The organism is Halomonas sp. AOP7-B1-5 (assembly GCF_052353045.1).
Classification (GTDB): Bacteria; Pseudomonadota; Gammaproteobacteria; order Pseudomonadales; family Halomonadaceae; genus Vreelandella; species Vreelandella colorata.
This window is the reverse complement of the sequence record NZ_JBQTDC010000009.1, coordinates 41363-63699: the sequence shown is the minus strand read 5'-3', so window position 1 is coordinate 63699 and position 22337 is coordinate 41363. Positions and strand designations below refer to the sequence as shown.

The window sequence follows — 22337 nt, the reverse complement described above, 5'->3', positions numbered from 1 at the left end:
AATGGAGGCGATCTTGTCAGCACGGTGCTAACGCTTGCGCCAGCAAGTTAGAACGCGTAGCGCAGCGTTGAGGAGATGCTGCGTGGCTCGCCATAAACGCCGTAGCCACCCACATTGCTGTAGTACTTCTCGTCGAACAGGTTCTTCACGTTAACCTGAAGCGATAGCTCCGGCGTGAACTGGTAGCGACCGAAAAGGTTGGCCAGAGTGTAGCTATCCTGCTCGTATTCGGTAGGAATACCTGCTGGTGTAGACAGGTTGCCGGCGAAAAGGCTGCTTTGCCAGTTAACCCCGCCGCCCACGGTCAGCTCAGGTTTCTGCGGCACGTTGTAGCTTGCAAACAGGTTGAACAAGGAGCGCGGCTGGTTAATATTGAGCGTGTCGTCTTCGGTCTTCGCGGTGAAGTGAGAGTAGCCAACGGTCATATCCAGATCATCAGTCACTGCACCGCTCAGCTCTACTTCAAAGCCTTCGCTCACGACACCTTCAGCGGCGGTATAAAACGTCTCGGTTTGGCCTGGGCCCATCGGGAGGGCTGCGGCAACGTTTTCCTGCTCAATACGGAAGACCGAGAAGGAGCCGTTAAGCAAGCCGTTGAGCCAGGCCGCCTTGAGGCCGGTTTCGTAGTTCTTACCTACCACCGGGTCCAGGTAAGTGCCGTCAACATTGAGGTAATTCTGTGGCTCGAAAATCTCGGTGTAGCTGGCAAAGGCCGAGTAGGTATTGTTGAAGTCGTATACTAGACCACCATAAGGCGTGACTTCGTACTTGCTCTGTTGATCAAGGCTGCGGAATTGGGTCATGCCTTCCCACTCGGTATAGCGTGCGCCGACAATCAGTGTTAGCGGGTCAGCAAGCGAGAAGCGGGAAGCGGTATAAACGGCTTTCTGACGGGTGCTGGATGCTTCAGAGGGAGTAAAGGGCGCCCAGCCTTCGTTGGGGGCCGAACCGTCCCAGCTATTGAAATCATCGACGGTAAACCCATCAATAAAGGTGTTTTCGTAGTTATTGGTCTGGTCGCTGTAGTTGCCGCCGATGACCAGCTCATGCTCACGGCCTAAAAGCGCAAATGGGCCGCTTGCCTGCACGTCTACAGAGTCGACTTCACGGTGCCCACGGTTCCACCCGGTAAAGAAGGTAACGCCGCCAGCACCCATTTGATCCGGTAGGGTTGATTCCACGTAGGGGTAGGCCAGCTTGCCGTCCATATCGGTTTTTTCATGAGCGCCGACTACGCGCACCTGCCAGTCGTTGTCGAACCGGTGGCTGATTTCCGCGAAAACTTTCTCGGACTCGAAGTCATAATAGGACCAGTCCGGCGCCACGCTGAACGAGCGCGAATAGTTGGTGGGCGTCCCGTCACTGAACCATAGCGGTAAACCACCCCAGGTGGGCGAGGAGGTGTGGCTATCCTGATAGTCAAAACCCAGGGAGAGCGTTGTAGATTCAGTTACGTCGGCATCGATAATACCGTAGCCGAAGGTGCGACGCTTGTCCTGGCGGTCAAGGTGGGCACCACCTTCCTCATAACCGCCGATAAAGCGAGCGCGTACATTGCCAGAGGCCGTGAGCGGCGTGGTGACATCGACGGTTGTGCCACGCTTGTCCCAACTGCCCACGGTGCCGGAAATAGAGCCAGTAAGTTCGCGGCTGTCGGCGTGTTTACGTACGAAATTGATCGATGCTCCGGGGTTGCCCGAGCCCGTGGTCAAGCCGTTGGCGCCACGGATTACTTCCACACGGTCGTAGATCGCTGTATTTAGCCGTCCCTCTCCAAAATACCAGCGATTATCTCGATTGAGCGTAGGAATCCCATCGTATTGGAAGCTATTGATACGAAATCCGCGCGATGCGAAGCTAACGCGATCACTATCGACATTGCGCACCGAAATACCGGTAGTGTTACTCAACACCGACTCGATGGAATCCAGATTCTGATCCTGGATGCGTTGTTCCGTAACGATACTAATGGCTTGCGGCAGCTCTTTCTGGGTAAGCGTTAAACCGGTGCCTGCACTGGTGGTGCGCCGCGTGTAGCCAACGTTTTCATACAGATTGGTGCCGGTCACCGTGACGGTACTCAGCGCTTCAGGACTATCGGCGCTAGTGGTTTGCGCGAAAGCGCTACCAGAGGCGAGTAAAGAGGCGGAAACAAGCGCGGTTAGCGTGGCATGTTGCACTGGCCGCCGGGCCGTGTTCAAGACATGAAGTGATGACGTTTTCATAGGATCCCTTGCACGCCTTGACGGCGCTTGTTCGCTGGTTTTGTGTCGATTAATGGCGAAGGATCATATAAAAACGGTTCTTAAATGTAAATGTACATGAGAATGTTTAATATTCGTGGCAGGATCTGTTTGGCATGCCTGAAGGGACAGTTATGTTCTTGAAAAAGCACAGCATAATTATGTATCTACTGGCTTTTGCCAAGCAATAGGGGGTATTGGCGCTGTTGGTCGTCCACCGTTTAGGGTTTAAACGGTGGAGCGAGGTTGACGCTTACTTATAGGGGGAGCGATAACGGTAAGCGCTACGATGGTAACAGACTGCTCTAATCAAGCTCGGATGGCTTGGGTTCAAACATAGGCTCTGTCGCGTTGGCAGGAAGGTCGTTCTCCATCGCCGCCAAGGCAATTTCATAGCAGTCGTCGATATGGCTATTGCCCATATACTTCATCGCTGTAAAGCTGATACCTCCGGCCACGGCGCTGCCGATAAAGGGCACAAATTTAGTAGCGCCTTTCGCGGCAACCTTAACGCCCATCTTTTGCAGCAGCGATACAACCAGTTTTTTGGTGATGTATTTTCCGGCCATCTTGCTGCCCACGTTGGAAATGGCAGTCATCACCATTACTTTGGATTCTGTATCCAGGCTTTCGATTTGTTCGGGCGTTAAACCGAATTTCTCATTAATTTTGGGAATCAGCCTTAACAATATGGCAACGTCTGAGCCGATATCTAAACCGGGAATGGGAATGATCGCCGTGCCCGCCGAAAGGCTTGAGCTTTTGGTTACCATTGTGCGGCAAGTCTTTCTGATCTCGTCGAGTTCTTCCCTTGTTTCGATCATGTGCTACTCCTTGTTTACGATTACTCTAACCTCAGCGTAGACGACGCTGCGTGAAAATGAGGGAATTCAATTCCGCGTGCCACCTCCCTATTTACCTACGTTTTTATTACCTATGCCTTTATTACCTATGCCTTTATTACCAGCATCTCTTTACCCACAGCCGCGTTCGCTGCAGGTGTGGGTGTGGTCGTACAGCGTTTGAATAATCTGGCAGTCGGCGGCTTTGCCGCCCCGGCACTGTTGTACCACTTGGCGTAACTCAGCGGCGAGCGCTTGCAGCTTGGCAATGCGCGCTTCCAAATGCTGAAGATGTCGAGTGGCGATGTCGTCAGCTGCGCCGCAGTCGGTATCAGGGTGGTCAGAAAGTGCCAGCAATTCCTGAATACTATGTAGATCAAGCCCCAGACTGCGACCATGACGAATAAAACCTATACGCTCTAGCGCTGCTTGATCGTAGTGCCGATAGCCTTGCTCGCTGCGTTTTGGAGCAGGCAATAACCCCAGCTTTTCATAATGGCGAATACTCTCCGGTGAGCAGCCGGTGCGGGTAGCTACCTCACCAATGCGATAAGCGTTTTTCATCAGCTTGACCCTGTAACGATTACAGGGTTTAGGCTAGACCCTATTCCCTCTGTGGACAAGTAGATGATGACATGACGCTGATATTCGAACTAATGCAAATCGCACTAACGGCAGCCCCGTGGCTGCTGTTGGGGCTGCTAATTGCTGGGTTGATCAAGGCATGGTTGCCGGAACATTTGCTCCAGCGCTGGATGGGCGGCCGCAGCCTTGGCAGCATTGTACGGGCGGCGTTCATTGGCATGCCGTTACCGCTGTGCTCATGTGGCGCAATTCCCACTGCTATTGCCTTGCACCGTGGCGGTGCCGGACGTGGGCCCACCACGTCGTTTTTAATCAGCACGCCTGGGGTCGGGGTTGATTCCATCTTGCTTACCAGCGTACTGCTTGGCCCACTGATGGCGGTAGTGCGGGTCGCAGGTGCGCTGGTAACCGCCATTGTGACCGGGCTGCTGGTCGGGTTTACGCGTGAAACTGAAACGCCAGTGCCGGCCACGTCCGGTGGCTGCTGCGCTTCATCGGGTTGCCATACGCCCGATTCAGACACCGGCGAACCCGTTGGCCTGAAAGCCGGATTGCGTTATGCATTCAGCGATTTATTGGACGACATCAGTACGTGGATGTTTGCCGGGCTACTCCTGGCCGGCGTGCTGGTTAGCCTGGTACCGCCGGATACGCTGGCTTATTACTCGGGCGGCCTGCTGGCGCTGGTACTGATGGCCGTAGTGGGGATTCCACTCTATATCTGCGCAGCGGCGGCTACGCCGGTGGCCGCCGGGCTGCTGTTGGCCGGGATTTCACCCGGCATGGCGCTGGTATTCTTACTGGCGGGGCCGATCACCAGCTTGGCGACGTTGGCCATTCTGCGCCGCGAGTTGGGCAATCCGGCACTGGCCGTATACCTTACCAGCGTGCTTGCTGTGACCGTGCTGGTGGGCTGGGTGTTTGACACGGTGCTGGGTATGACAGGCTGGAACCCTGTCGAGCAGGCAAGCGAGGTGCAGGAGCTGCTGCCTGTTTGGCTGGAGTGGTTGGCGCTCGGCATACTGGCACTGGTGGCTATTCGGCCAGTGCGTAAGCGGCTACTGGGGTTTTAAGCATTTTCAGTAGGTAAAAACGCCGGATGGGGAATGCCCACCCGGCGTTTGATTGGCCCTTAGCCACTTGAGGCGCTGACAACTGGCTGGGTTATTCAGTGGTCTCTGTCACGGACTCGTCTGTTTCCAGATCTTCGTTTTCCTGGTCTTCTGTGTTAGAGCCTTCTATATCAGGGCTTGCTGCTTCAGGATCTTCTGTCTCAGCGTCGTCTGCTTCGGACGCCTGTTGAGCGGGCGGATTATCCGGTGTCACCCGCCAGATCGCATTGGTCAGATCGTCGGCGATGATCAGCGCGCCGTCCGGATCAACCGTCACGCCCACAGGGCGGCCGAGTGCTCTACCATCATCGGTAAGAAACCCGCTGGCAAAATCAATCGGATCGCTGTCAGAGAGTTGGCCGTTGTTGAAGGGGATGAAGCTTACCTTGTAACCAACCGGATCGGCACGGTTCCAACTGCCGTGTTCGCCGACAAAAACGCCCTCAGCGTATTCTTCGCCCATGGCTGGGGTAGAGAACGCCAAGCCAAGCGGTGCCACGTGAGAGCCCAGGCTGTAGTCAGGCGCAATGGCGGATTCTACCTTTTCAGGATCTTCCGGTTGTACGCGTGGGTCGACATGTTGCCCCCAGTAGCTGTAGGGCCAGCCGTAAAAGCCGCCTTCCTGAACGGAGGTGAGATAATCCGGCACCAAGTCCGAGCCCAACTCGTCACGCTCGTTCACCACTGCCCAGAGCTGCTCGGTATCAGGATGAATGGCAAGCGCTGTCGGGTTGCGCAGGCCAGTGGCATAGGGCCGGTGAGCGCCCGTTTCGGCATCGATTTCCCACACTTCGGCGCGATTAACCTCAGCCTCCATACCGCGCTCGGTAATATTGCTGTTAGAGCCGATACCCACATAAAGATATTGGCCATCGGCGCTGGCGGTCATCGCCTTGGTCCAGTGGTGATTGATCTCTGAAGGTAGCTGCGCAATGACTTCAGGCGGCCCGCTGGCTTCTGTCTGGCCCTCTTCATAATCAAAACGCACCAGCGCGTCCTGATTGGCCACATAGAGGTTGTTATCTACCAGAGCTAGTCCATACGGCGCGTTCAGATCCTCCGCGAAGATCATCTGTTCGTAGTTGCCGTCACCATTTTCATCGCGCAGCAGGGTTAAGCGGTCGCCGCTTTCTACAGAGGTGTTGCCCTGGTCCTTGATATAGCCGGCGATTACGTCCTTGGGCTTTAACGCTGGCGCATTACCGCCACTGCCTTCGGCTACCAGAATATCGCCGTTGGGCAGCATGATGGTTTGCCGGGGTACCTTGAGATCAGAAGCGATCCTGGTGATGGTGTAGCCTTCGGGAACCGTAGGCAGCTGGTCGCCCCATTCGGCAGGTTCGGGAACCGTCATATCTGGCAGCAGCCCGCGCTGCGGTTCAGGGAGTGTAGGGTTGGGGCCGAAGGGCTGTTCGACATCAAAAGCGTAAGCGCCGCTGGCAGTCAGCAGCAGTGCCAAAGGCGTTGTATAGCGAAGTGCAAAATATTTCATGACGTTGCTCCGACGGTGCGCCGAGAAAAACCGATCCAAATCGCCGCGACGGTCAGTACGGTAACGATGATCGAAAGAATAAGGCCGGTAGGCATCATGGCCCATGCATCACGGGCATGAACTAGCGCATTGATAAAGCCGAGTATCCAGGTGACCAGCAAAATCAATGGATAGACCAGGACAAGCCCGCGGCGATGTTCGGCACGAAAGAGGCCGATAATTGCGCATAGAAAAGCCAGTCCCGCAAAAACAAGCCCCCCGGCAATTAACCAGGAAGAAAACGTGCTCCACTGGATATGGAAATTTTTCGAGTAGGCGTAATCACTTAGCGTAGCGCCAAGAAAAAGTGGAAAGGTGCTTGCAAGTAATAAGGCATGAAGCGGGTGGATGCCGCTTAGATAGGTCGTCGGTGAAGACCTCGACATAGTACGTTCCTCCTTGATAAGTGACCCCAAAAAACGTGGTCAGGCCCGCTTTTAATACGGGCTTAGGATGGCCAGCTCAATCGCTGCCACCCTGAGTATAGGTCACGTTTTGCTAACCCAAAAATCACTACGGTTATACTTTTTTAAAAAATATGCACAGAAGAAAACTATTCAATAACTATCCAAAATAAAATGTTCGTTAGTTGACAATTTAGGATCTTTGTGTGATCGAGTTAGTGGTTGTTTATAATAAGCGAACACGCATTAAACTAATGTCTATATTTGCATATAATTATATTAAAATCATATTCTTATATTGTGATTATGTAAAAGTTCGTTTTTTTATATTGTTTTTTAAAATGCCCGCTATAGGATGCCAAAAAGAAAACGAAATTTTCTAAAAAGAACATCCGGCTGCTTCAAAGAGTGACGAGTCGGTCAAACGGGGTAGCTGAGTAGCAATGCTTGAAACAATTTTTCTACACGAAATAGCCGGTACGGCCGTATTAACGTTATTGGGGTGCGGAGTGGTAGCTAATGTGCTGTTGAATAAAACCAACGGTAACAGTAGTGATGGCATCGTTATCTTCTTTGGTTGGGGACTCGCGGTTTTTTGTGCGGTTTATGTTGCCTATGACACCGGCGCCCATATCAACCCTGCCGTTACGCTTGCGTTGCTGGTAGGCCCGGCGAACGAGTACGCCCCCGGTATTCCTATCAACGCTATGACCACCGTCGCCTACTTTACGGCTGAAGTCATTGGCGCCTGGTTGGGTGCAACCATTTGCTACCTGGCCTATAAAAAGCATTACGACGCTACTGAAAATGCTTCAAGCATATTGGCGACGTTCTCCACAGGCCCGGCTATCCCTTCCTACGGTTGGAACCTGGTCACCGAGATCATTGGTACCTTTGTGCTGGTGTTTGTCATTATCATGTTTGGCCATACGCCGTCAGGGCTTGGTCCGCTGGCAGTGGCGCTGCTGGTAGTATCCATTGGTGCCTCGCTAGGCGGGCCAACAGGCTATGCGATCAACCCCGCTCGGGATTTAGGGCCGCGCATTGCTCACGCGCTACTTCCCATTAAGCATAAAGGGACGAGCAACTGGTCCTACGCCTGGGTGCCGATCCTGGGGCCTGCTGTCGGCAGCATCCTCGCCGGGCTTGCCGCCTATGTTTATTAAATTATCCGGGTTTATTAAGTCAGCCGGGTTTATTAAGCCAGCATGCTGATTTGATTTTAAAATAATCGTTTAACGTTAACGCTTGAGAGGCATTTCATGAGCCAGAAAAACTACGTCCTCGCTATTGATCAAGGCACCACCAGCTCGCGGGCGATGCTATTTGACCATGAAGGCCGGATAGCCAGCGTAGCGCAGCATGAGTTCGAACAGATTTTTACGCGCCCAGGTTGGGTCGAGCATTGCCCCCGCGAGATCATGACCAGCGTGCTGACCACCTTGACCGAGGTGATTAATAACAGCGGCGTGGATGTTTCCGAAATTGCCTCCATCGGTATTACCAACCAGCGTGAAACCACCGTGGTATGGGACAAACATACCGGGCAGGCCGTGCACAATGCCATTGTCTGGCAGTCGCGTCACTCCGCCGAGATCTGCGATGAGCTGCGTGAAGCGGGCCACGCCGATATGATTCGCGATAAAACCGGCCTGGTGATTGACGCTTATTTTTCCGCCACCAAGTTGAAGTGGATTTTCGAGAACGTAGCGGGCGTTAAGGAGAAAGCCGAAAAGGGCGATCTGCTGTTCGGCACCATTGATTCATGGCTGGTGTGGAACCTGACCGGCGGTGCCGTACACGCGACCGATGTCAGCAATGCATCCCGCACGATGCTGTTTAATATTCGTGATCGGCAGTGGGACCCGGAGCTACTCGAGCTGTTCGGCGTACCCGAATCGATGCTGCCCGAGATTAAATCCAGCAGTGAAATCTATGGCAACGTGTTGCCTAAGTTCCTGATGGGCCAGGAGGTACCGATTGCCGGTATCGCTGGCGACCAGAACGCCGCGCTGTTCGGCCAGGCCTGCTTCAAGCCGGGCATGGCGAAAAATACCTACGGCACCGGCTGTTTTACGCTGATGAATACCGGCACCCACGCCACGCCCTCCAAAAACGGCCTGCTCACTACCGTTGCCTGGGAAGTGGATGGCACGCTGGAGTACGCTCTGGAAGGCAGCGTGTTTGTGGCAGGCTCCGTAATCCAGTGGCTGCGTGATGGCCTGAGAATGCTGGGCAAGGCGTCCGATTCAGAAGCGTACGCCACCCGCGCCAAGGATAATGACGGCGTTTATATGGTGCCTGCCTTCACCGGCCTGGGGGCGCCTTACTGGAACTCCAACGTGCGCGGCGCCATGTTTGGGCTCTCTCGGGGCACCCAAAAAGAGCACTTTGTGCGCGCGGCGGTTGAATCGCTTGCCTATCAAAGCGCCGATGTTCTCAAAGCCATGCAGGCAGATGCCGACATTGCGCTGACCGAGCTGCGCACCGATGGCGGGGCGATCTCCAATGATTTTCTTGCTCAGTTCCAAGCCGATATACTGGGAGTGGACGTACTGCGCTGCGAGGTGAACGAGACCACCGCACTGGGTGCGGCTTATCTTGCCGGTCTTGCAGTCGGTTTCTGGAAATCACGCGATGAAATCGTAGAACAGTGGGCGCTAGAGCGGCGCTTTACGCCACAGATGAAAGACGAAAAGCGCGACGAGCTTTATGCCGGTTGGAAAAAGGCAGTTAACGCGACCATGGCGTTCCACGTAGAGTCCTAAGCTTGATGCTGTAAGCTCAGGTATTTGATAAGCCCCCGGCCCAGGTCGGGGGCTTTGCGTTAAGGACACCCATACCTGACTAATCAAGATTTAAAAGACACCATGCCTTTTTCTTTACAATCGATTACGCCTTCGGGTTTACTTGGATTTAGTTAATAAAAAGTGGTTCTAACCATTAAAGGTTCAAAGCCTGAGACGACCAAGGGAATAAGCACCTGAATATTTATGCCACTGTGGCAGTACGTCGATTGATGTGCGTCAACCGGTGCCCGCTGGAGCGAGGGCATGAATAAAGCCAAGCTCTATCACCAGTTAGCACCAGAAGCCTGGCATGAAAAGGGGTTGTCGAGACTCAACCAGCTTATTTGTCTGCTCATACTGCTTGCATCCCTTACCGCCATACTGGAAACCGAGCCGACGCTCAGAGCGATGGCGCCAGGGCTATTTACAGCGCTGGAGGCCGTGTTTATCGGTGTATTTACGATTGAGTATCTGCTGCGGCTATATACGATCGGTGAAGATCCGCGTTATCGCGGTGTTACAGGGCGTATTCGCTATATCTTCTCGTTCTGGGCGCTGGTGGATTTAATCGCCATTCTGCCTTTCTTCCTGGGTTTTATGACCCATAACAATGCCTTCTTACTGCGGCTTCTGCGTTTAGCGCGCATATTGCGTCTGGCACGTTTGGGACGGTTTAGCCAGGCATGGTCTGCCCTGGCAGACGCCCTTAAATCTCGCACCCATGAACTGTTGCTAAGTGCCGGAGTGGCAGGGCTTTTACTGCTGTTTTCATCCTGCTGCCTGTATGTGGTAGAAGCCGCCGCCCAGCCGGAAGCTTTTGGCAGCGTACCGCGCGCCCTATGGTGGAGCATCGCCACCCTGACCACAGTGGGCTATGGCGATGTCACGCCCATCACCGCACTGGGTAAGTTTTTTGCAGGCTTAACCGCTGTGGCAGGCATCGGCATTATCGCCATGCCCACGGGCATCCTGGCCGCCGCGTTTAGCGATGCGCTGCAAAATAAGCATCACTCGTAGAGGCCAGTCAGAGCGTTAACTCGCGTTTGCCACGCCACAGTAATCAACGGTATCAAGAGGCTTATCGCTTACGATGGCTTAGCGCATTCCATGAACTCAAAAAGACCCCTCCAAAAACACAGTTAAAACAAATGGTAATTATTTGCATTAAATAGTTACTATTATTAGAATTACTTCGGTTTGCTGACTGTTTTGGAGAGGGCAATGCCTGGTTCAGCTAAAAATACGCCGCTGGCCGAAATGTACAATACACATTATGGCTGGTTGCAATGCTGGCTGCAGCGCAAAACGGGCTGTAGTTGGCAGGCGGCTGATCTGGCTCAAGATACCTTCCTGCGCATTCTTACCTCCCCAGGCAATACTGCCCAAATTAGTAAAATTTATGAACCGCGCAGTTTTTTGACCACTATTGCCCGTCGGGTATGGATAGATTTTGTGCGCCGGGATGCGTTGGAAAAGGCCTGGCTGGAAGCGCTGAAACATCAATCCGAGCCTGTAGTCATTTCTCCGGAAGAGCAGGCGCTTATTCTGGAAACGCTGTTTCAGATCGATGCGATGCTGGAGGGGCTGGGCCATAAGGTCAGCCAGACATTTCTACTCTGCCATTTGGAAGGGCTGCGCTATGCCGAGATCGCCGAGCGTTTGGAAGTATCCGTAAGCTCAGTAAAAAAGTATATGGCCAAAGCCACTGAGCATTGTTTGCTGCTTATGTGTGAATAACCGCGATGATTGATAATCAGGCAGCCCGTAAAGACACCCTCAGATCTGCCGCCCGGTGGGATGCGCTGCTGCGCTCCGAGGATGTTACCGAGCAAGAAAAGCAGGCACATGACGCCTGGTTGAAGGCCGATCCGGCTCATACTTATGCTTGGCAACAGGTGGAAAAATTACGCCGACAGCTACAGTCAGTGCCCGGCACCGCGTCACTCAATACGTTGCAGCTTAAACAGTATCAGGGACATAGCCGCCGGGCAGTATTGCGCAGTTTTGCTTTGTTGGCTGCCGGAGGCGCGATTGGTTCGTTGGCATGGCGACAAGCCCCTACGCAAAGCTGGATGGCCAGTCATCGTACCGCACGAGGCGAACGTCGCAAATATAGTTTGGCGGATGGTACGCAATTGATACTCAATACTGCCACTGCACTGGACGTTGTGGAAACCTCGACGGCACGAGTGATCCGGCTCTACGAAGGCGAAATCTTTATACGCACAAGTGAACGCGCCAAAAAAGTTGCTGCTAATAAAGCGTTGCAGATACGCACTGAACAGGGCCTGGTTATACCGTTGGGAACCGTTTTTACGGTGCGCAAGCAAGATATGTCTACCCAGGTCACTGTGCTGGAAGATGAGGTCGAGTTGATCCCCTTGTCGGCTGGTGATAAGACCCAGCGTATTGTTGCCGGTGAGCAGGCGTGGATGAGTACACGTAATGTGAAGGTTGCCAACGCCGCCCCGCAAGCAGATAGCTGGACACGCGATTTGCTAGTGGTAGTGGATTGGCCGCTAAGTAGTTTAGTGGCCGAATTGAGCCGTTATCGCAAAGGCGTGCTGCGTTGTGACCCCTCGATTGCCGGGCTGCGGGTGTCCGGCTCTTTTCCTATTGATGATACTGGCCGGGCACTACAGGCTATTGCCAATGCGTTGCCGGTTAAAATCGACCGTCTGACCCACTACTGGGTAACCATAAAAGAGGTTAGTTAAAAAAACTCTATTATTTTTTGTCCCTTTTTCGATCTCGTTCGACCCATAGAGAGATTTATTGACTCTGAAATTAACGAGATAACGATGACAATGCATTTTAAGCTCTGCCAAACGCCCATGCTTCTTCGCCAGCATTACAACAAACCCTCGCGCGTGCTGGGTATTATATTGGGCTGCTTGCTGATGGCCCCACTATCCGCGCCGTTAGCGCAGGCGCAACAAACAGTGGAGGGCCAAACACAGCAGGCGGCAGGCCGTACATACAGTATCGAGCCGGGGCCACTAGGCAGCGTATTAAGCCAGTTTGCCAGTCATGCAGGTATCGTTCTATCCTTTCCCTCGAGCCTCACAGAACGCCTGCAAAGCGATGGCTTGCATGGACGTTATAGCGTGGAAGAAGGTTTTACACAGTTACTTCAGGGTAGTGGTTTGCAGGTGGTCAAGCAGGGCCCTGCCGATTACGTAATGGAGAAAGCTGATAAAGCAGAAGCCATGGTTTTGGATACCGTTGAGGTATTGGGAAGCAAAATCAGTAACGGCGGTTATTTGGCTTATAGCACCTCGGCGGGCACCAAAACTGATACGCCGCTTATAGAGCTTGCGCAAAGTGTCAGTGTTATAACGGATGAACAGCTGCGTGACCGTCAACCACAGACGGTAGAGCAGGCGGTCGCTTATACTGCTGGGGTTCGAACTGAAGCGGCGGGTATGGATCCACGCTTTGACTTGATCTCAATACGGGGCTACCCGACGGTTTACCATGGCGATTTCCTTGATGGATTGCGCCAGCCAAATAGCGGTTGGTTGTCTTACTATTCCACCGTGCCTTATAACCTGGAGCGCATCGAAGTCGTCAAAGGTCCGGACTCAATGCGCTATGGCCAGCTTTCACCGGGTGGGTTGGTTAATCGCGTCAGTAAGCGTCCTCAGGCAGACGCAACGCGGGAAGTGCAGCTTCAGGTAGGTAGCCATGATCATCTGCAAGGCCAATTCGATGTTGGTGGCGATATGGGGCGCGATGTTCAATACCGTTTGGTGGGCGTGATGCGCGATGCGCAAACGGATATTGAGCAGGTAGGTAATGATGTTGCTTTGCTGGCGCCGTCTCTCTCTTGGCAGATTAGTGATCGCACCGACATCACTTTTATCACTCAGTATCAGGAGCGTCTAACCTCCGCTTCTCCGCGCCCTTATCAGGACGGTGAAAACCTGACCCATTTTTGGTCCAGTGATGAGAACTTCGATAAGCTGGATCAAACGCAGTGGGCTTTGGGCTATGAGTTGAACCACCGTTTTAATAACCATCTGCAGCTGCAGCAAAACCTGCGATACGGCCAAGTAGATACTACCAACCAGTATCTTTCAGCGGGCGCCTTATCCGGCTCAACCTTGAGTCGTAGCAGTGTGGGTCTTTACGAAGAGATGGAGTCTCTGAGTACTGATACCCGGCTTGAGGCAACATTTAATCAAGGCGAGGTGGAGCACAAGGTGATGTTAGGTGCTGATTACTCCTTCCTTGAGAACGATGTTACTTATGCTGGAGGCAGCGCGCCCTCCATCGATATCAACAACCCAGACTACAGCCAACCAGTGGCCCAGCCGAGTACCGTCTGGACGGATGACAGTGGTAAAAACCACCGCAAAGGTCTTTATTTACAGGATCAGATTAAGCTCGATAACTGGCGTCTGACTGCAGGCGTTCGCCACGATTGGGCGCACGATGAAACCCACAACCATCTTACCGAAATTACCAGCGAACGCCGGGATGAGAAGAACACCTGGCGTTTTGGTGCGCTTTACGCGTTTGACTTTGGGCTATCGCCGTACTTTAACTATGCGCAGTCGTTTTTGCCTGAGGCCGGTACCGACGCAGAAGGCAATGACTTCGATCCCACCGACGGTGAGCAGTTCGAGCTGGGGCTGAAATATCAGCCAATGGGCAGTGATACGCTGCTAACAGCAGCAATCTACCAAATCCATGAAACCAATCGTAAAACTACTAATCTGGACAATCCGCTATTTCAGGAGCAGACCGGAGAAGTGCGTACCCGTGGATTTGAGCTTGAGGCTGTTGGAAATGTCACCGACGACCTGCGTATGACGGCAAGCTACAACTATAACCAAGCTGAAATAACGCAAGATAACGATGGCAACGAGGGCAGTGATCTAGCGAATACACCCCGTCATTTAGCATCTCTGTGGGTGGATTATCGGGTTCCCGAGCTTGATCGACTGCATCTGTCGGGCGGGGTGCGCTATATCGGTACTGAATACATCGATAATGCCAATAGCTATAAAAACAGCGCGTACAGCCTCGTTGATCTGGCGGCCCACTATGACTTCGGCGGCTCATTTCAGGGCGTTCGCGCCAGCCTCAATGCGTCTAACGTAACGGATGAAGAGCATATTTCCTGCGAGGGCATCTATTGCTATCGCGGAGCCGGCCGCAGCCTGATTGGCAGCATCTCGTACCAGTGGTGAATCCAGTAATAGGGCTACAGTGGTTAGGAGGCAACCTGCCATGAAGTTATTTATCAGTACTTTAATATTTAATGGGCTGCTGCTTGGGCCCGTATCAGCGGTGGCGGCGCCGAGCCAGGAGCCGGTGCCTGAACGGCCAGTAACCCTTGACCAGACGCTGGAATGGTCGATGCAAAATGAGGAGGGCGCTGCCTATCGGATTCTGATCAGCAAGCCCGAAGGCGAGGTGCCCTACAGCGGTGGTTACCCAGTGATCTATGTGCTGGATGCCAACGCGTATTTCGCTTCCCTGCATGAGGCCAAGCGGGCGCAAGAGCAGTTTCGCCAGGCCATTATTGTCGGCATCGCCTATCCTGGCGAGGCGCCCCATAATTTCTTGCGGCGCTCCTACGACTTATCACCGCCGGTACCAGAGGAAAATAACACACCTCCTCAGGGCGGGCAGGATGAGCTGTTGGATTTTATCGAGGATAGGTTGATGCCCGCCGTCGCTGAACGCTTCCCGGTGGATACTCATCACCAGAGCCTTTATGGCCACTCGTTTGGCGGCATGTTTGCGATTTATGCTCTGTTTACCCGACCAGATCTGTTTAATCACTTGGTTGCCGCCAGCCCGAGCCTTTGGTGGGATGATAGCTATCTGCTGAAACATGAACGCGATTTCAGGCAGCAGGTTGAAGCAGGCGAGGCTAATGTTATCCACCACAGTTTGTCATTGATCGTGGCTGACCACGACTCTCTTCAGAACCAGCAGGATGCCAGTCAGCTCTATCAGCGAATTGAACCACTGTCGGCATACGGCCTACGCAGCAGTTTTTATACAGTCGAGGGTGAGGATCATATGTCCGTTCCTTTTGTACTGGAATCGCGCGTTTTGAAGCAGATACTAGGCTCTCGGCACGGCTGATACTCTTGCTCTGCTTAACCGTCAAAACGGTAAAATATTCGTCATGGAGGTGTTGGTTTAAGCGTTTATATACATCATCGACAACGGCTCTATCAAAAACTCCATGCACAGCCGGGCACGTTGGAAAAGCGTGACGTGGATGCCAGCGCCCGGTAATGAATATGCTAAAGTTCGGCTATCCTTCATTTCCCTTGTTTCTACATGGATGATGTTTTCCCGTGAGAACCGATAGCCGCCTTTCTCGTATGCTGCATGTGCTTTTGCACATTGCCCGCGAATCCCGGCCGATTACCTCTGAACAGATCGGCGCCATGCTGGGCACCAATGGGGCCGTAGTACGCCGTACAATGGCGGGGCTGCGCAAGGCGGGTTATGTGAAATCCGAAAAGGGACATAACGGCGGTTGGCGTATCGCCTGCGATTTGCACAACGTAACCCTGCTGGACATCCACAACGCCGTGGGTGGGCCGCGCATTTTCGCTATTGGCACGGATCATACCAACCCTGATTGCGCGGTAGAACAGGTAGTCAACGCGGCGATTTTTGACGCCATGCATGAGGCCGAGGCTTTGCTTATCAATCGCTTGGGCGCCGTTACTCTCGCGGAGCTTGCCGAACAGTTTGACAATATCGCCACGCGCAAGGGTTATCAGCTACCGACGCTCTGATAGCGCATTATTTCGCTGACTCCTTTACTCCTGAGAATACGGGACTTGCTCTTGTAAGGTCTTTAATGTATCAATAAAAGATACATGAAATGGTTTTACTCTGGCGGGCACAACGGGAGACAGATGATGAGTGTTGATGCAGTGATTATTGGCGGAAGCTATGCGGGCATGGCAGCGGGTCTGCAGTTGGCGCGGGCAAGGCGAAACGTAGTGGTGATTGATGCGGGGGAGCCACGTAATCGTTTTGCCGCCCATTCGCATGGCTTTTTAGCTCAAGATGGTGTGCCGCCGGGCGAAATAGCGGCAGACGCTCGCAGTCAGCTAATGGAGTACCCAACAGTTGAGTGGCAGGCAGGGCGTGTGGAGGCGGTAACCGGGCAGGCGGATAACTTCTTGGTAGTGCTCAATAATGGCAGCACCTATCAGGCACGGCGCATTATTCTGGCCGCTGGCGTGACCGATGAGCTTCCGAGCTTACCAGGGCTCGCCGGCTTGTGGGGCAAACACGTTTTTCACTGCCCTTACTGCCACGGCTACGAGTTGGGCAAGGTAGGGATTGGCGTGCTGGCGACCTCTGAGCTTGCGATGCACCATGGCTTGATGCTGCCGGACTGGGGAGCAACCACGCTGTTTTTGAACGATGCCTTCGAGCCGAGTAGCGAACAGTTGACTCAGTTGGAGGCACGCGGTGCACATATTGAGCGTGGCGCCGTTGCTCAATTGGCTGAACAATCCGGTGCGGGCATTGAATTAATGATGAGCGATGGGCGTAAGTTTTCGCTAGCAGGGCTTTTCGTTGCCCCGACGCTGCACCTTGGGCCCTTAGTGGCTCAACTGGCGTGTGAGCTTGAAGAAACGCCAATGGGGTGCATCGTCAAAACCGATGCGATGCAGGCTACCTCCATTCCAGGCATTTTTGCCTGCGGTGATGTAGCCCGTGCGGGAGGATCCGTTACTTTTGCCGTGGCTGACGGTGTCATGGCAGGACTTTCGACGCATCGAACGCTGATGTTTGGGCTTTAATCATCGTTAGCCCAGACTTTTAACCCTGCAAATACTCCCCCGGCAGGCGTTCGGCCAGAAAATCCATAAACAGCCGGGCGCGCTGGGATAGCGTGGCCTGACGGTAGTAGACGGCATTGACGGCCTGCATTTGACGTTCGGTATGATTGGGCAGTACATCGACCAATGCACCTGCCTTGCGGGGCGTGATGGTCATGAAGTCGGCTAGACAGACGATCCCTTCGCCTTTAAGCGCGAGCTCAATCAGCGTGCTGCCGCTGGAGGCGGAGAGGGCGGGCGTAATGCGTAAGTATTCACCATCGGCACGGCGCAGCGGCCAGCGATTAAGGTGGTCAAGCTGGCTGAAGCCGAGCAGGCTGTGGCGCTCAAGGTCTTCAATGCTTTGTGGAGTGCCCGCGCGCTTAAGGTAAGCGGGGCTTGCCAGAATACGAAGCGGGCTATGGCCCAGGCGCCGTGCATGCAGCGATGAGTCGTCAAGCTCTCCAATACGAATGGCTAAATCCACACGCTGTTCCAGCAGGTCTACAAAACGGTCGTGGGTGTCCAGCTGTAGCGTTATGCCTGGGTAGCGGGCGCGAAACTCACCAAGCACTGGCACAATGACGAACTGCATGAAACTGGGCGCGGCATTTACCCGCAGCCGCCCTTGAGGCTGGCCGTGGTGATCCTGAACCGACTCTTCCGCCGCCTCTACCGCGGTCAAGATGCGGCGGCAGTGATCTAAAAACGTTTCGCCCTCTTCGGTCAGCTCCAGGCGCCGCGTGGTTCGACGCAGTAGGGTGGCGCCCAGCTTGCGTTCCAGGCGATTAAGCGCTCGGCTGACGCCCGACACCGTAATACTCAACCGTTCGGCGGCGCCGGTGATCGAACCGCTATCCACTACGGTAATAAATGCCTGCTGCTCTTCAAGGGTGGTTTTCATAACTGCGGCTCGCGCCTATTGGGTTAAAACACGTTTGTTGACTTTATATCAAAAGTCTCTTGCCAAGGGGCGGGTTTTTCCATGCCTGTGAGCATCTCATAATAGCCAACATTCAAGCCATACCGGTAGGGTTATCACCTATCGACAGGCAAGGTTATCTATTGGGTAAGAGGTTTTTAACGATGAAGATTCTGTTAATCAATGGCGGCAAGCCGTTCGCCCATTCTGGCGGTGAGCTCAACAATACCCTGCATGATGTGGCTTGGAGTACGTTAGCCGAGCAGGGCCATGAAGTTCGTGAAACGGTGATTGAGCAGGGCTACGAAGTGGAGGCCGAGGTGGAAAAGTTCCTCTGGGCGGACACCATCGTCTATCAGATGCCCGGCTGGTGGATGGGCGCGCCCTGGACCGTTAAGCGCTACATTGATGAAGTCTTTACCGCCGGGCACGGTTCACTTTACGCAAGCGACGGCCGCTCGCGCCAGGACCCCACCAAGCAATACGGTAGCGGCGGCTTGTTGCAAGGGCGTCGTTATATGCTTTCACTTACCTGGAATGCACCGCTGGCCGCCTTCGATGAAGCGGATAACTTCTTTGAGGGTCGCGGTGTTGATGGCGTTTACTTCCCGTTCCACAAGTCTCAGGAATTTATTGGCCTGGAAGCGCTGCCCATCTTTATCGCCAACGATGTGATCAAGGCACCGGACGTCGAGCGCGATATGGCCGCTTACACCCAGCACCTAGCGCGCCTGTTCGGCTAAACGATAGCTGAAAACCAGCGTTGGCTGAACAGGCGCTAGAAGCGCTCAAGTGATGAGGCAATGAACACGATGCACACTGCCAGCAGGCCAAGTATTCCGAAGGCATAGTGCAGCGAGATGAAGTGAGCGGTAAAGCCGATCAACGGCGGCCCGAGCAGCATGCCGCCATAGCCCAGGGACGCTACGCTGGCGATGGCGACGCCCGGTGGCGTATCGGGATCGTTGGCCGCGCGGGAAAATGCCAGCGGCATGATAAGCGCGTAGCCGATACCCAGGAAGAAGAAGCCAAGCAGCGCGGCCATGAAGTTGGCGGGAATGACGGCGAGAAGCACGCCGATGGTGGCCGAACACCCGGCAAAGCGTGCCGCGTTTGCCGGGCCTAGCCGGGAAATCACGCCGCCGCCGATCAAGCGCATGATGACCATGGCCAGCGAAAATACGGCGTACCCTATTGCTCCTTGGGCCGTGGTCGCCGACGTGACGGTGACCAGAAACAGTGCGCTCCAATCGGCGATGGCGCCTTCACCAAGTGAGGCGCACAGGGCGATGATCCCGACCCAAAGCAGGACACCATGGGGCAGCGGAAAGCGTTTCGCCCCCGCCGGACGGGGCCTTGTTTCAGATTTCCAGCCGATACTCGCAAGCCAGATCATGCTCACGTACATCGCGATGCCGATAAGCGAAAAGTGGGTAAGCAGCGATAGTTCCAGGCTGACCGCCAGATAGCCCGCCGCGGCACCGACGCCTGCGCCCAAACTCCACATGGCATGAAATGATGACATGACCGGCTTTTCGATGAAGCGCTCCGCCTCGCCAGCCCAGCTGTTCATGGTGACATCCATGGCACCATGGCCGGCACCGAAGAGAAACAGCGCCGCCGCCGTCAACCAGAGGTTGAAAGCGCAAGCGATCATCACTAGAGCAAGGGTGTAGGCGAGAGCAATCGCGAGGGTCGCACGCGCGGCGCCGAAGGTATCCGAAGCTCTGCCCGCCAACGGAAACGAGATCAGAGCGCCAAAAGCCAGCACGAGTAGCAGCAGGCCGAGCCGTCCGCCATCCAGGTCGTGGTGCAACGCCACCGTAGGAATGCGCGAAGCCCAGGTGCCGAACAGCCCGCCGTTGAGAAAGAACATGGCGGCGACCGCAAGCCAGACTCTGCGTGGACGAGACATGTAGCACCTCCATTGCCAAGCGGCTAAATTCCTTCACGTCTTCCGATATAGCCCCAGGGGCCTCCACCGCTCTAAAAGAGCCGGTTTTCACCAAGTAGCTAGGGGTCTTGTGCTTCTTGAGCAAAGTGCTTGGCCTGCGGTTTAGGCTTACGCTGCGGACGTTCTGCCATAATGCGCGCCAGGCGCTCAAGCGAGAGTTCCAGGCGCTCAATCAGACCTTCCAGCAGGACGCGGCGGTCGGCGGAGATATCGCCGTGGGTGGTAATGGCGTCTTCCAGCTGTTTTCCCGCTTCACGAATGCCTTTTGGCAGGTGGCCAGTAGCGCTGTCTTCAAAACCCACCGCTAAGGCACGCAGCACATTTTGATGCGCTTCACGAATGAGTGGATGCGGCGCATCGTCAAGCCGGTCGCGCAGCCGCAGTGTGGCGGTGCCTAAATCAAGCCCGGTCAGGCCAAGAATAAACAGGTGGCGCTGTTCTTCGGGCAGCATATCGTCGTGCTGGGCCAGATGCAGAAGGCGGTCGGCCATATGGCCGCTAAAGCGGGTTTCAGCATCGCGAATTGAACGGCGTCTTAGCTCGTGAATATCATTGGATATTGCCTTGATCAAACGCCGCCGCCTAAGCCGAGTCCCCAGCCCTGGCAGTAGGCGAAAGCCCATTACCACGCAGCTCAGGCCGATTACCACCGCGACTACCCGGTTGGCGAAGCTGTCAAACGAGAAGTCCATGCCGTTGCCGGGCATCGTCAGCAGGATGTTGAAGATGGTAAAGGCCAGGCAGTAGCCCATCGTGGCCAGGTTAGTCGCGCCTAATAGGCCTAAAAATAGCGGTGTCCCGAAAATGAGTGCCAGCAATGGAAAGCTATTGGCCTGAGAGAGCAGCACATGGCCGAACAGAAAGGCGCTGGGAATGGCCGCCAGCATGCCTTTGTAGAACATCATGGTAATCGCTATCGGGTTGTCACGACTGGCAAAGAAGGCCGAAAACAGGGTGCCCAGCATCATGGCGATCATGGCACTTTGCCAGGCGGTAACAATCCAGAAGACCGCGAGCAGCGAGAACACAATCCCTGAGCGTATCGCGTTGATACTTGCGGCGAGGTGGTCGCGGTGCCAGGCCAGCGGCGATGAGCGCAATTGATAGCGCCCCGGGGAGGCTATCGCTTCGCGGGCGTCAAGCATCACCATGGCGTGGCCAATGGACTCGCGTAGCCCCAGGCGCAGGCGACGATCCAGCGGTGCCAAGGTGGTTTCGTCGTTATTTTCATGCACCAGATGGCGTAGCGCCTGAAGCGTTTTTCTGGCGTCAGCAACGCCTTTAACGTGCTCGGCCTCCCGAAACCCCTGAGCCACCTGACAGGCAAGCTTCAGGCTTTGTGGATCAAGCCGGTCGGCATGATCGTGCATGAGCTGATGGAGCGCCTGCAAATTGGCGAAAAAGCGCAGCGTGCGCCGTGTGAGGACATGGGTCGCGCGCACTCGGCCAGGGCCGACCGGGCCTTCAAAGCGGGCCGCCTGGCTATCGGATTCAAGTAAGGTTAATGGCCCTAAACTGCCGCGCAGGGCCTTCTGCATCGCAGGAATGTCGTCGCTGGCTTCCAGGCGCAGGGCGGCATGCTCAAAAGCTTCATTGATGACGCTGTCTGCTTGGGTCGCCAGGTGCGTTCCCACGTGGGATGGCCATAGCAGCGAACTGACCAGCATCGCGCAGACCGCGCCCAGCCCCAGTTCAGAAAGGCGCGCCACCGCGATATCGAAAATCCCCGCAGGCGTGCTACCGCTGGAAATAACCACGATCAGCATGGCGGTCACCGCGGCCATCAGGCAACCGTAGGTGTAGTTGTTACGCCATAGCGAGCCGACATAGGTACACAGCATGATCCAGCCGGTCAGGGTAATCAGCGCGGGTATACGCGCTTGAGCGAACAGGGCCATGATAATGATGCCCGCCACGGCGCCGATAAAAGTGCCGCCAAGCTGGCAGATGCCTTTTTCGATCACCATGCCGCTCATCGGACGAATCTGAAGAAACGCCGCCGACATCAGCGCCCAGTAGGGGCGTTCCAAGTCAAACCAGAGCGCCACATAGAGCGCGAGCATCATCGCCAGGGTGGTCTTGATGGCAAATTTGACCGCCGTGGCGTTGGGCATTAAATACGTTTGAACGAACGGCGACAT

19 protein-coding genes are annotated in these 22337 nt (G+C 54.6%); 11 read left to right on the top strand and 8 right to left on the bottom strand.

Going from position 1 to position 22337, the window contains the following annotated elements; translation table 11 throughout:
- Positions 1-47: 47 nt before the first annotated feature.
- The 3 genes from fhuE to ACT3XD_RS06935 all read right to left on the bottom strand — a co-directional run bounded on the left by fhuE (position 48) and on the right by ACT3XD_RS06935 (position 3649).
- Entirely contained in the window at positions 48-2225 is a 2178-nt protein-coding gene (gene fhuE, locus ACT3XD_RS06945) for a ferric-rhodotorulic acid/ferric-coprogen receptor FhuE (protein WP_192537575.1), read from the bottom strand.
- Positions 2226-2548: 323 nt separating this feature from the next.
- Complete coding sequence (locus tag ACT3XD_RS06940) at positions 2549-3067, bottom strand: hypothetical protein (protein ID WP_192537574.1); 519 nt, start codon at positions 3065-3067, stop codon at positions 2549-2551.
- A 150-nt stretch (positions 3068-3217) separates the two neighbouring features.
- The gene (locus tag ACT3XD_RS06935; protein WP_018917960.1) at positions 3218-3649 is read right to left on the bottom strand and encodes a MerR family transcriptional regulator; all 432 of its coding nucleotides are present in this window, start codon (positions 3647-3649) and stop codon (positions 3218-3220) included.
- A 71-nt stretch (positions 3650-3720) separates the two neighbouring features.
- Here ACT3XD_RS06935 and ACT3XD_RS06930 point away from each other — a divergent pair, with 71 nt between their 5' ends.
- Positions 3721-4743, top strand: a complete 1023-nt coding sequence (locus ACT3XD_RS06930; protein ID WP_192537573.1) for an SO_0444 family Cu/Zn efflux transporter — start codon at positions 3721-3723, stop codon at positions 4741-4743.
- 91 nt (positions 4744-4834) lie between these two features.
- On the opposite strand, the gene ACT3XD_RS06925 is transcribed toward ACT3XD_RS06930, so the two are convergent.
- Both ACT3XD_RS06925 and ACT3XD_RS06920 read right to left on the bottom strand, forming a co-directional pair.
- Complete coding sequence (locus ACT3XD_RS06925; protein WP_192537572.1) at positions 4835-6274, bottom strand: PQQ-dependent sugar dehydrogenase; 1440 nt, start codon at positions 6272-6274, stop codon at positions 4835-4837.
- On the bottom strand, positions 6271-6699 hold the full coding sequence (locus ACT3XD_RS06920) for a DUF2231 domain-containing protein (protein ID WP_192537571.1): 429 nt from the start codon (positions 6697-6699) through the stop codon (positions 6271-6273). Before ACT3XD_RS06920 ends, ACT3XD_RS06925 begins: the two co-directional genes overlap by 4 nt.
- A gap of 461 nt (positions 6700-7160) precedes the next feature.
- Here ACT3XD_RS06920 and ACT3XD_RS06915 point away from each other — a divergent pair, with 461 nt between their 5' ends.
- The 9 genes from ACT3XD_RS06915 (at position 7161) to ACT3XD_RS06875 (ending at position 17302) form a co-directional block, all read left to right on the top strand.
- Complete coding sequence (locus ACT3XD_RS06915; protein ID WP_192537570.1) at positions 7161-7883, top strand: MIP/aquaporin family protein; 723 nt, start codon at positions 7161-7163, stop codon at positions 7881-7883.
- Between the two features lie 96 nt (positions 7884-7979).
- Positions 7980-9485 carry a glycerol kinase GlpK gene (glpK, locus tag ACT3XD_RS06910; RefSeq protein ID WP_192537569.1) on the top strand — a complete coding sequence of 502 codons (1506 nt, stop codon included), beginning with the start codon at positions 7980-7982 and terminating at the stop codon, positions 9483-9485.
- A gap of 285 nt (positions 9486-9770) precedes the next feature.
- Positions 9771-10523, top strand: a complete 753-nt coding sequence (locus ACT3XD_RS06905; protein ID WP_192537568.1) for an ion transporter — start codon at positions 9771-9773, stop codon at positions 10521-10523.
- A 204-nt stretch (positions 10524-10727) separates the two neighbouring features.
- Positions 10728-11243, top strand: coding sequence for a sigma-70 family RNA polymerase sigma factor (locus ACT3XD_RS06900; RefSeq protein ID WP_192537567.1), 516 nt, complete (start codon positions 10728-10730; stop codon positions 11241-11243).
- A 5-nt stretch (positions 11244-11248) separates the two neighbouring features.
- A complete protein-coding gene (locus tag ACT3XD_RS06895; RefSeq protein ID WP_192537566.1) occupies positions 11249-12223 on the top strand; it encodes a FecR domain-containing protein in 975 nt (324 codons plus the stop codon).
- Between the two features lie 84 nt (positions 12224-12307).
- Positions 12308-14704, top strand: a complete 2397-nt coding sequence (locus ACT3XD_RS06890) for a TonB-dependent siderophore receptor (RefSeq protein ID WP_225736095.1) — start codon at positions 12308-12310, stop codon at positions 14702-14704.
- A gap of 40 nt (positions 14705-14744) precedes the next feature.
- Positions 14745-15611 (top strand): alpha/beta hydrolase, encoded by an 867-nt coding sequence (locus ACT3XD_RS06885; protein ID WP_192537565.1) that lies wholly within the window; start codon positions 14745-14747, stop codon positions 15609-15611.
- A 218-nt stretch (positions 15612-15829) separates the two neighbouring features.
- Positions 15830-16279 carry an Rrf2 family transcriptional regulator gene (locus ACT3XD_RS06880; RefSeq protein WP_192537564.1) on the top strand — a complete coding sequence of 150 codons (450 nt, stop codon included), beginning with the start codon at positions 15830-15832 and terminating at the stop codon, positions 16277-16279.
- Positions 16280-16405: 126 nt separating this feature from the next.
- On the top strand, positions 16406-17302 hold the full coding sequence (locus ACT3XD_RS06875; RefSeq protein ID WP_192537563.1) for an NAD(P)/FAD-dependent oxidoreductase: 897 nt from the start codon (positions 16406-16408) through the stop codon (positions 17300-17302).
- A gap of 19 nt (positions 17303-17321) precedes the next feature.
- On the opposite strand, the gene ACT3XD_RS06870 is transcribed toward ACT3XD_RS06875, so the two are convergent.
- A complete protein-coding gene (locus tag ACT3XD_RS06870; protein WP_192537562.1) occupies positions 17322-18224 on the bottom strand; it encodes a LysR substrate-binding domain-containing protein in 903 nt (300 codons plus the stop codon).
- A gap of 182 nt (positions 18225-18406) precedes the next feature.
- On the opposite strand from ACT3XD_RS06870, the gene ACT3XD_RS06865 reads away from it, so the two are divergent.
- On the top strand, positions 18407-18985 hold the full coding sequence (locus tag ACT3XD_RS06865) for an NAD(P)H-dependent oxidoreductase (protein WP_192537561.1): 579 nt from the start codon (positions 18407-18409) through the stop codon (positions 18983-18985).
- A gap of 35 nt (positions 18986-19020) precedes the next feature.
- Here the strand turns inward: ACT3XD_RS06865 and ACT3XD_RS06860 are convergent, their stop codons facing one another.
- Both ACT3XD_RS06860 and ACT3XD_RS06855 read right to left on the bottom strand, forming a co-directional pair.
- The gene (locus ACT3XD_RS06860) at positions 19021-20157 is read right to left on the bottom strand and encodes an MFS transporter (protein WP_192537560.1); all 1137 of its coding nucleotides are present in this window, start codon (positions 20155-20157) and stop codon (positions 19021-19023) included.
- 98 nt (positions 20158-20255) lie between these two features.
- Entirely contained in the window at positions 20256-22337 is a 2082-nt protein-coding gene (locus tag ACT3XD_RS06855; protein ID WP_192537559.1) for an FUSC family protein, read from the bottom strand.

What these genes read in the sequence shown, in the direction of transcription:
- fhuE (WP_192537575.1), bottom strand. Translation starts at nt 2,225, where the DNA reads ATGAAAACGTCATCACTTCATGTCTTGAACACGGCCCGGCGGCCAGTG.
- ACT3XD_RS06940 (WP_192537574.1), bottom strand. Translation starts at nt 3,067, where the DNA reads ATGATCGAAACAAGGGAAGAACTCGACGAGATCAGAAAGACTTGCCGC.
- ACT3XD_RS06935 (WP_018917960.1), bottom strand. Translation starts at nt 3,649, where the DNA reads ATGAAAAACGCTTATCGCATTGGTGAGGTAGCTACCCGCACCGGCTGC.
- ACT3XD_RS06930 (WP_192537573.1), top strand. Translation starts at nt 3,721, where the DNA reads ATGACGCTGATATTCGAACTAATGCAAATCGCACTAACGGCAGCCCCG.
- ACT3XD_RS06925 (WP_192537572.1), bottom strand. Translation starts at nt 6,274, where the DNA reads ATGAAATATTTTGCACTTCGCTATACAACGCCTTTGGCACTGCTGCTG.
- ACT3XD_RS06920 (WP_192537571.1), bottom strand. Translation starts at nt 6,699, where the DNA reads ATGTCGAGGTCTTCACCGACGACCTATCTAAGCGGCATCCACCCGCTT.
- ACT3XD_RS06915 (WP_192537570.1), top strand. Translation starts at nt 7,161, where the DNA reads ATGCTTGAAACAATTTTTCTACACGAAATAGCCGGTACGGCCGTATTA.
- glpK (WP_192537569.1), top strand. Translation starts at nt 7,980, where the DNA reads ATGAGCCAGAAAAACTACGTCCTCGCTATTGATCAAGGCACCACCAGC.
- ACT3XD_RS06905 (WP_192537568.1), top strand. Translation starts at nt 9,771, where the DNA reads ATGAATAAAGCCAAGCTCTATCACCAGTTAGCACCAGAAGCCTGGCAT.
- ACT3XD_RS06900 (WP_192537567.1), top strand. Translation starts at nt 10,728, where the DNA reads ATGCCTGGTTCAGCTAAAAATACGCCGCTGGCCGAAATGTACAATACA.
- ACT3XD_RS06895 (WP_192537566.1), top strand. Translation starts at nt 11,249, where the DNA reads ATGATTGATAATCAGGCAGCCCGTAAAGACACCCTCAGATCTGCCGCC.
- ACT3XD_RS06890 (WP_225736095.1), top strand. Translation starts at nt 12,308, where the DNA reads ATGACAATGCATTTTAAGCTCTGCCAAACGCCCATGCTTCTTCGCCAG.
- ACT3XD_RS06885 (WP_192537565.1), top strand. Translation starts at nt 14,745, where the DNA reads ATGAAGTTATTTATCAGTACTTTAATATTTAATGGGCTGCTGCTTGGG.
- ACT3XD_RS06875 (WP_192537563.1), top strand. Translation starts at nt 16,406, where the DNA reads ATGAGTGTTGATGCAGTGATTATTGGCGGAAGCTATGCGGGCATGGCA.
- ACT3XD_RS06870 (WP_192537562.1), bottom strand. Translation starts at nt 18,224, where the DNA reads ATGAAAACCACCCTTGAAGAGCAGCAGGCATTTATTACCGTAGTGGAT.
- ACT3XD_RS06865 (WP_192537561.1), top strand. Translation starts at nt 18,407, where the DNA reads ATGAAGATTCTGTTAATCAATGGCGGCAAGCCGTTCGCCCATTCTGGC.
- ACT3XD_RS06860 (WP_192537560.1), bottom strand. Translation starts at nt 20,157, where the DNA reads ATGTCTCGTCCACGCAGAGTCTGGCTTGCGGTCGCCGCCATGTTCTTT.
- ACT3XD_RS06855 (WP_192537559.1), bottom strand. Translation starts at nt 22,337, where the DNA reads ATGTCGCCGTTCGTTCAAACGTATTTAATGCCCAACGCCACGGCGGTC.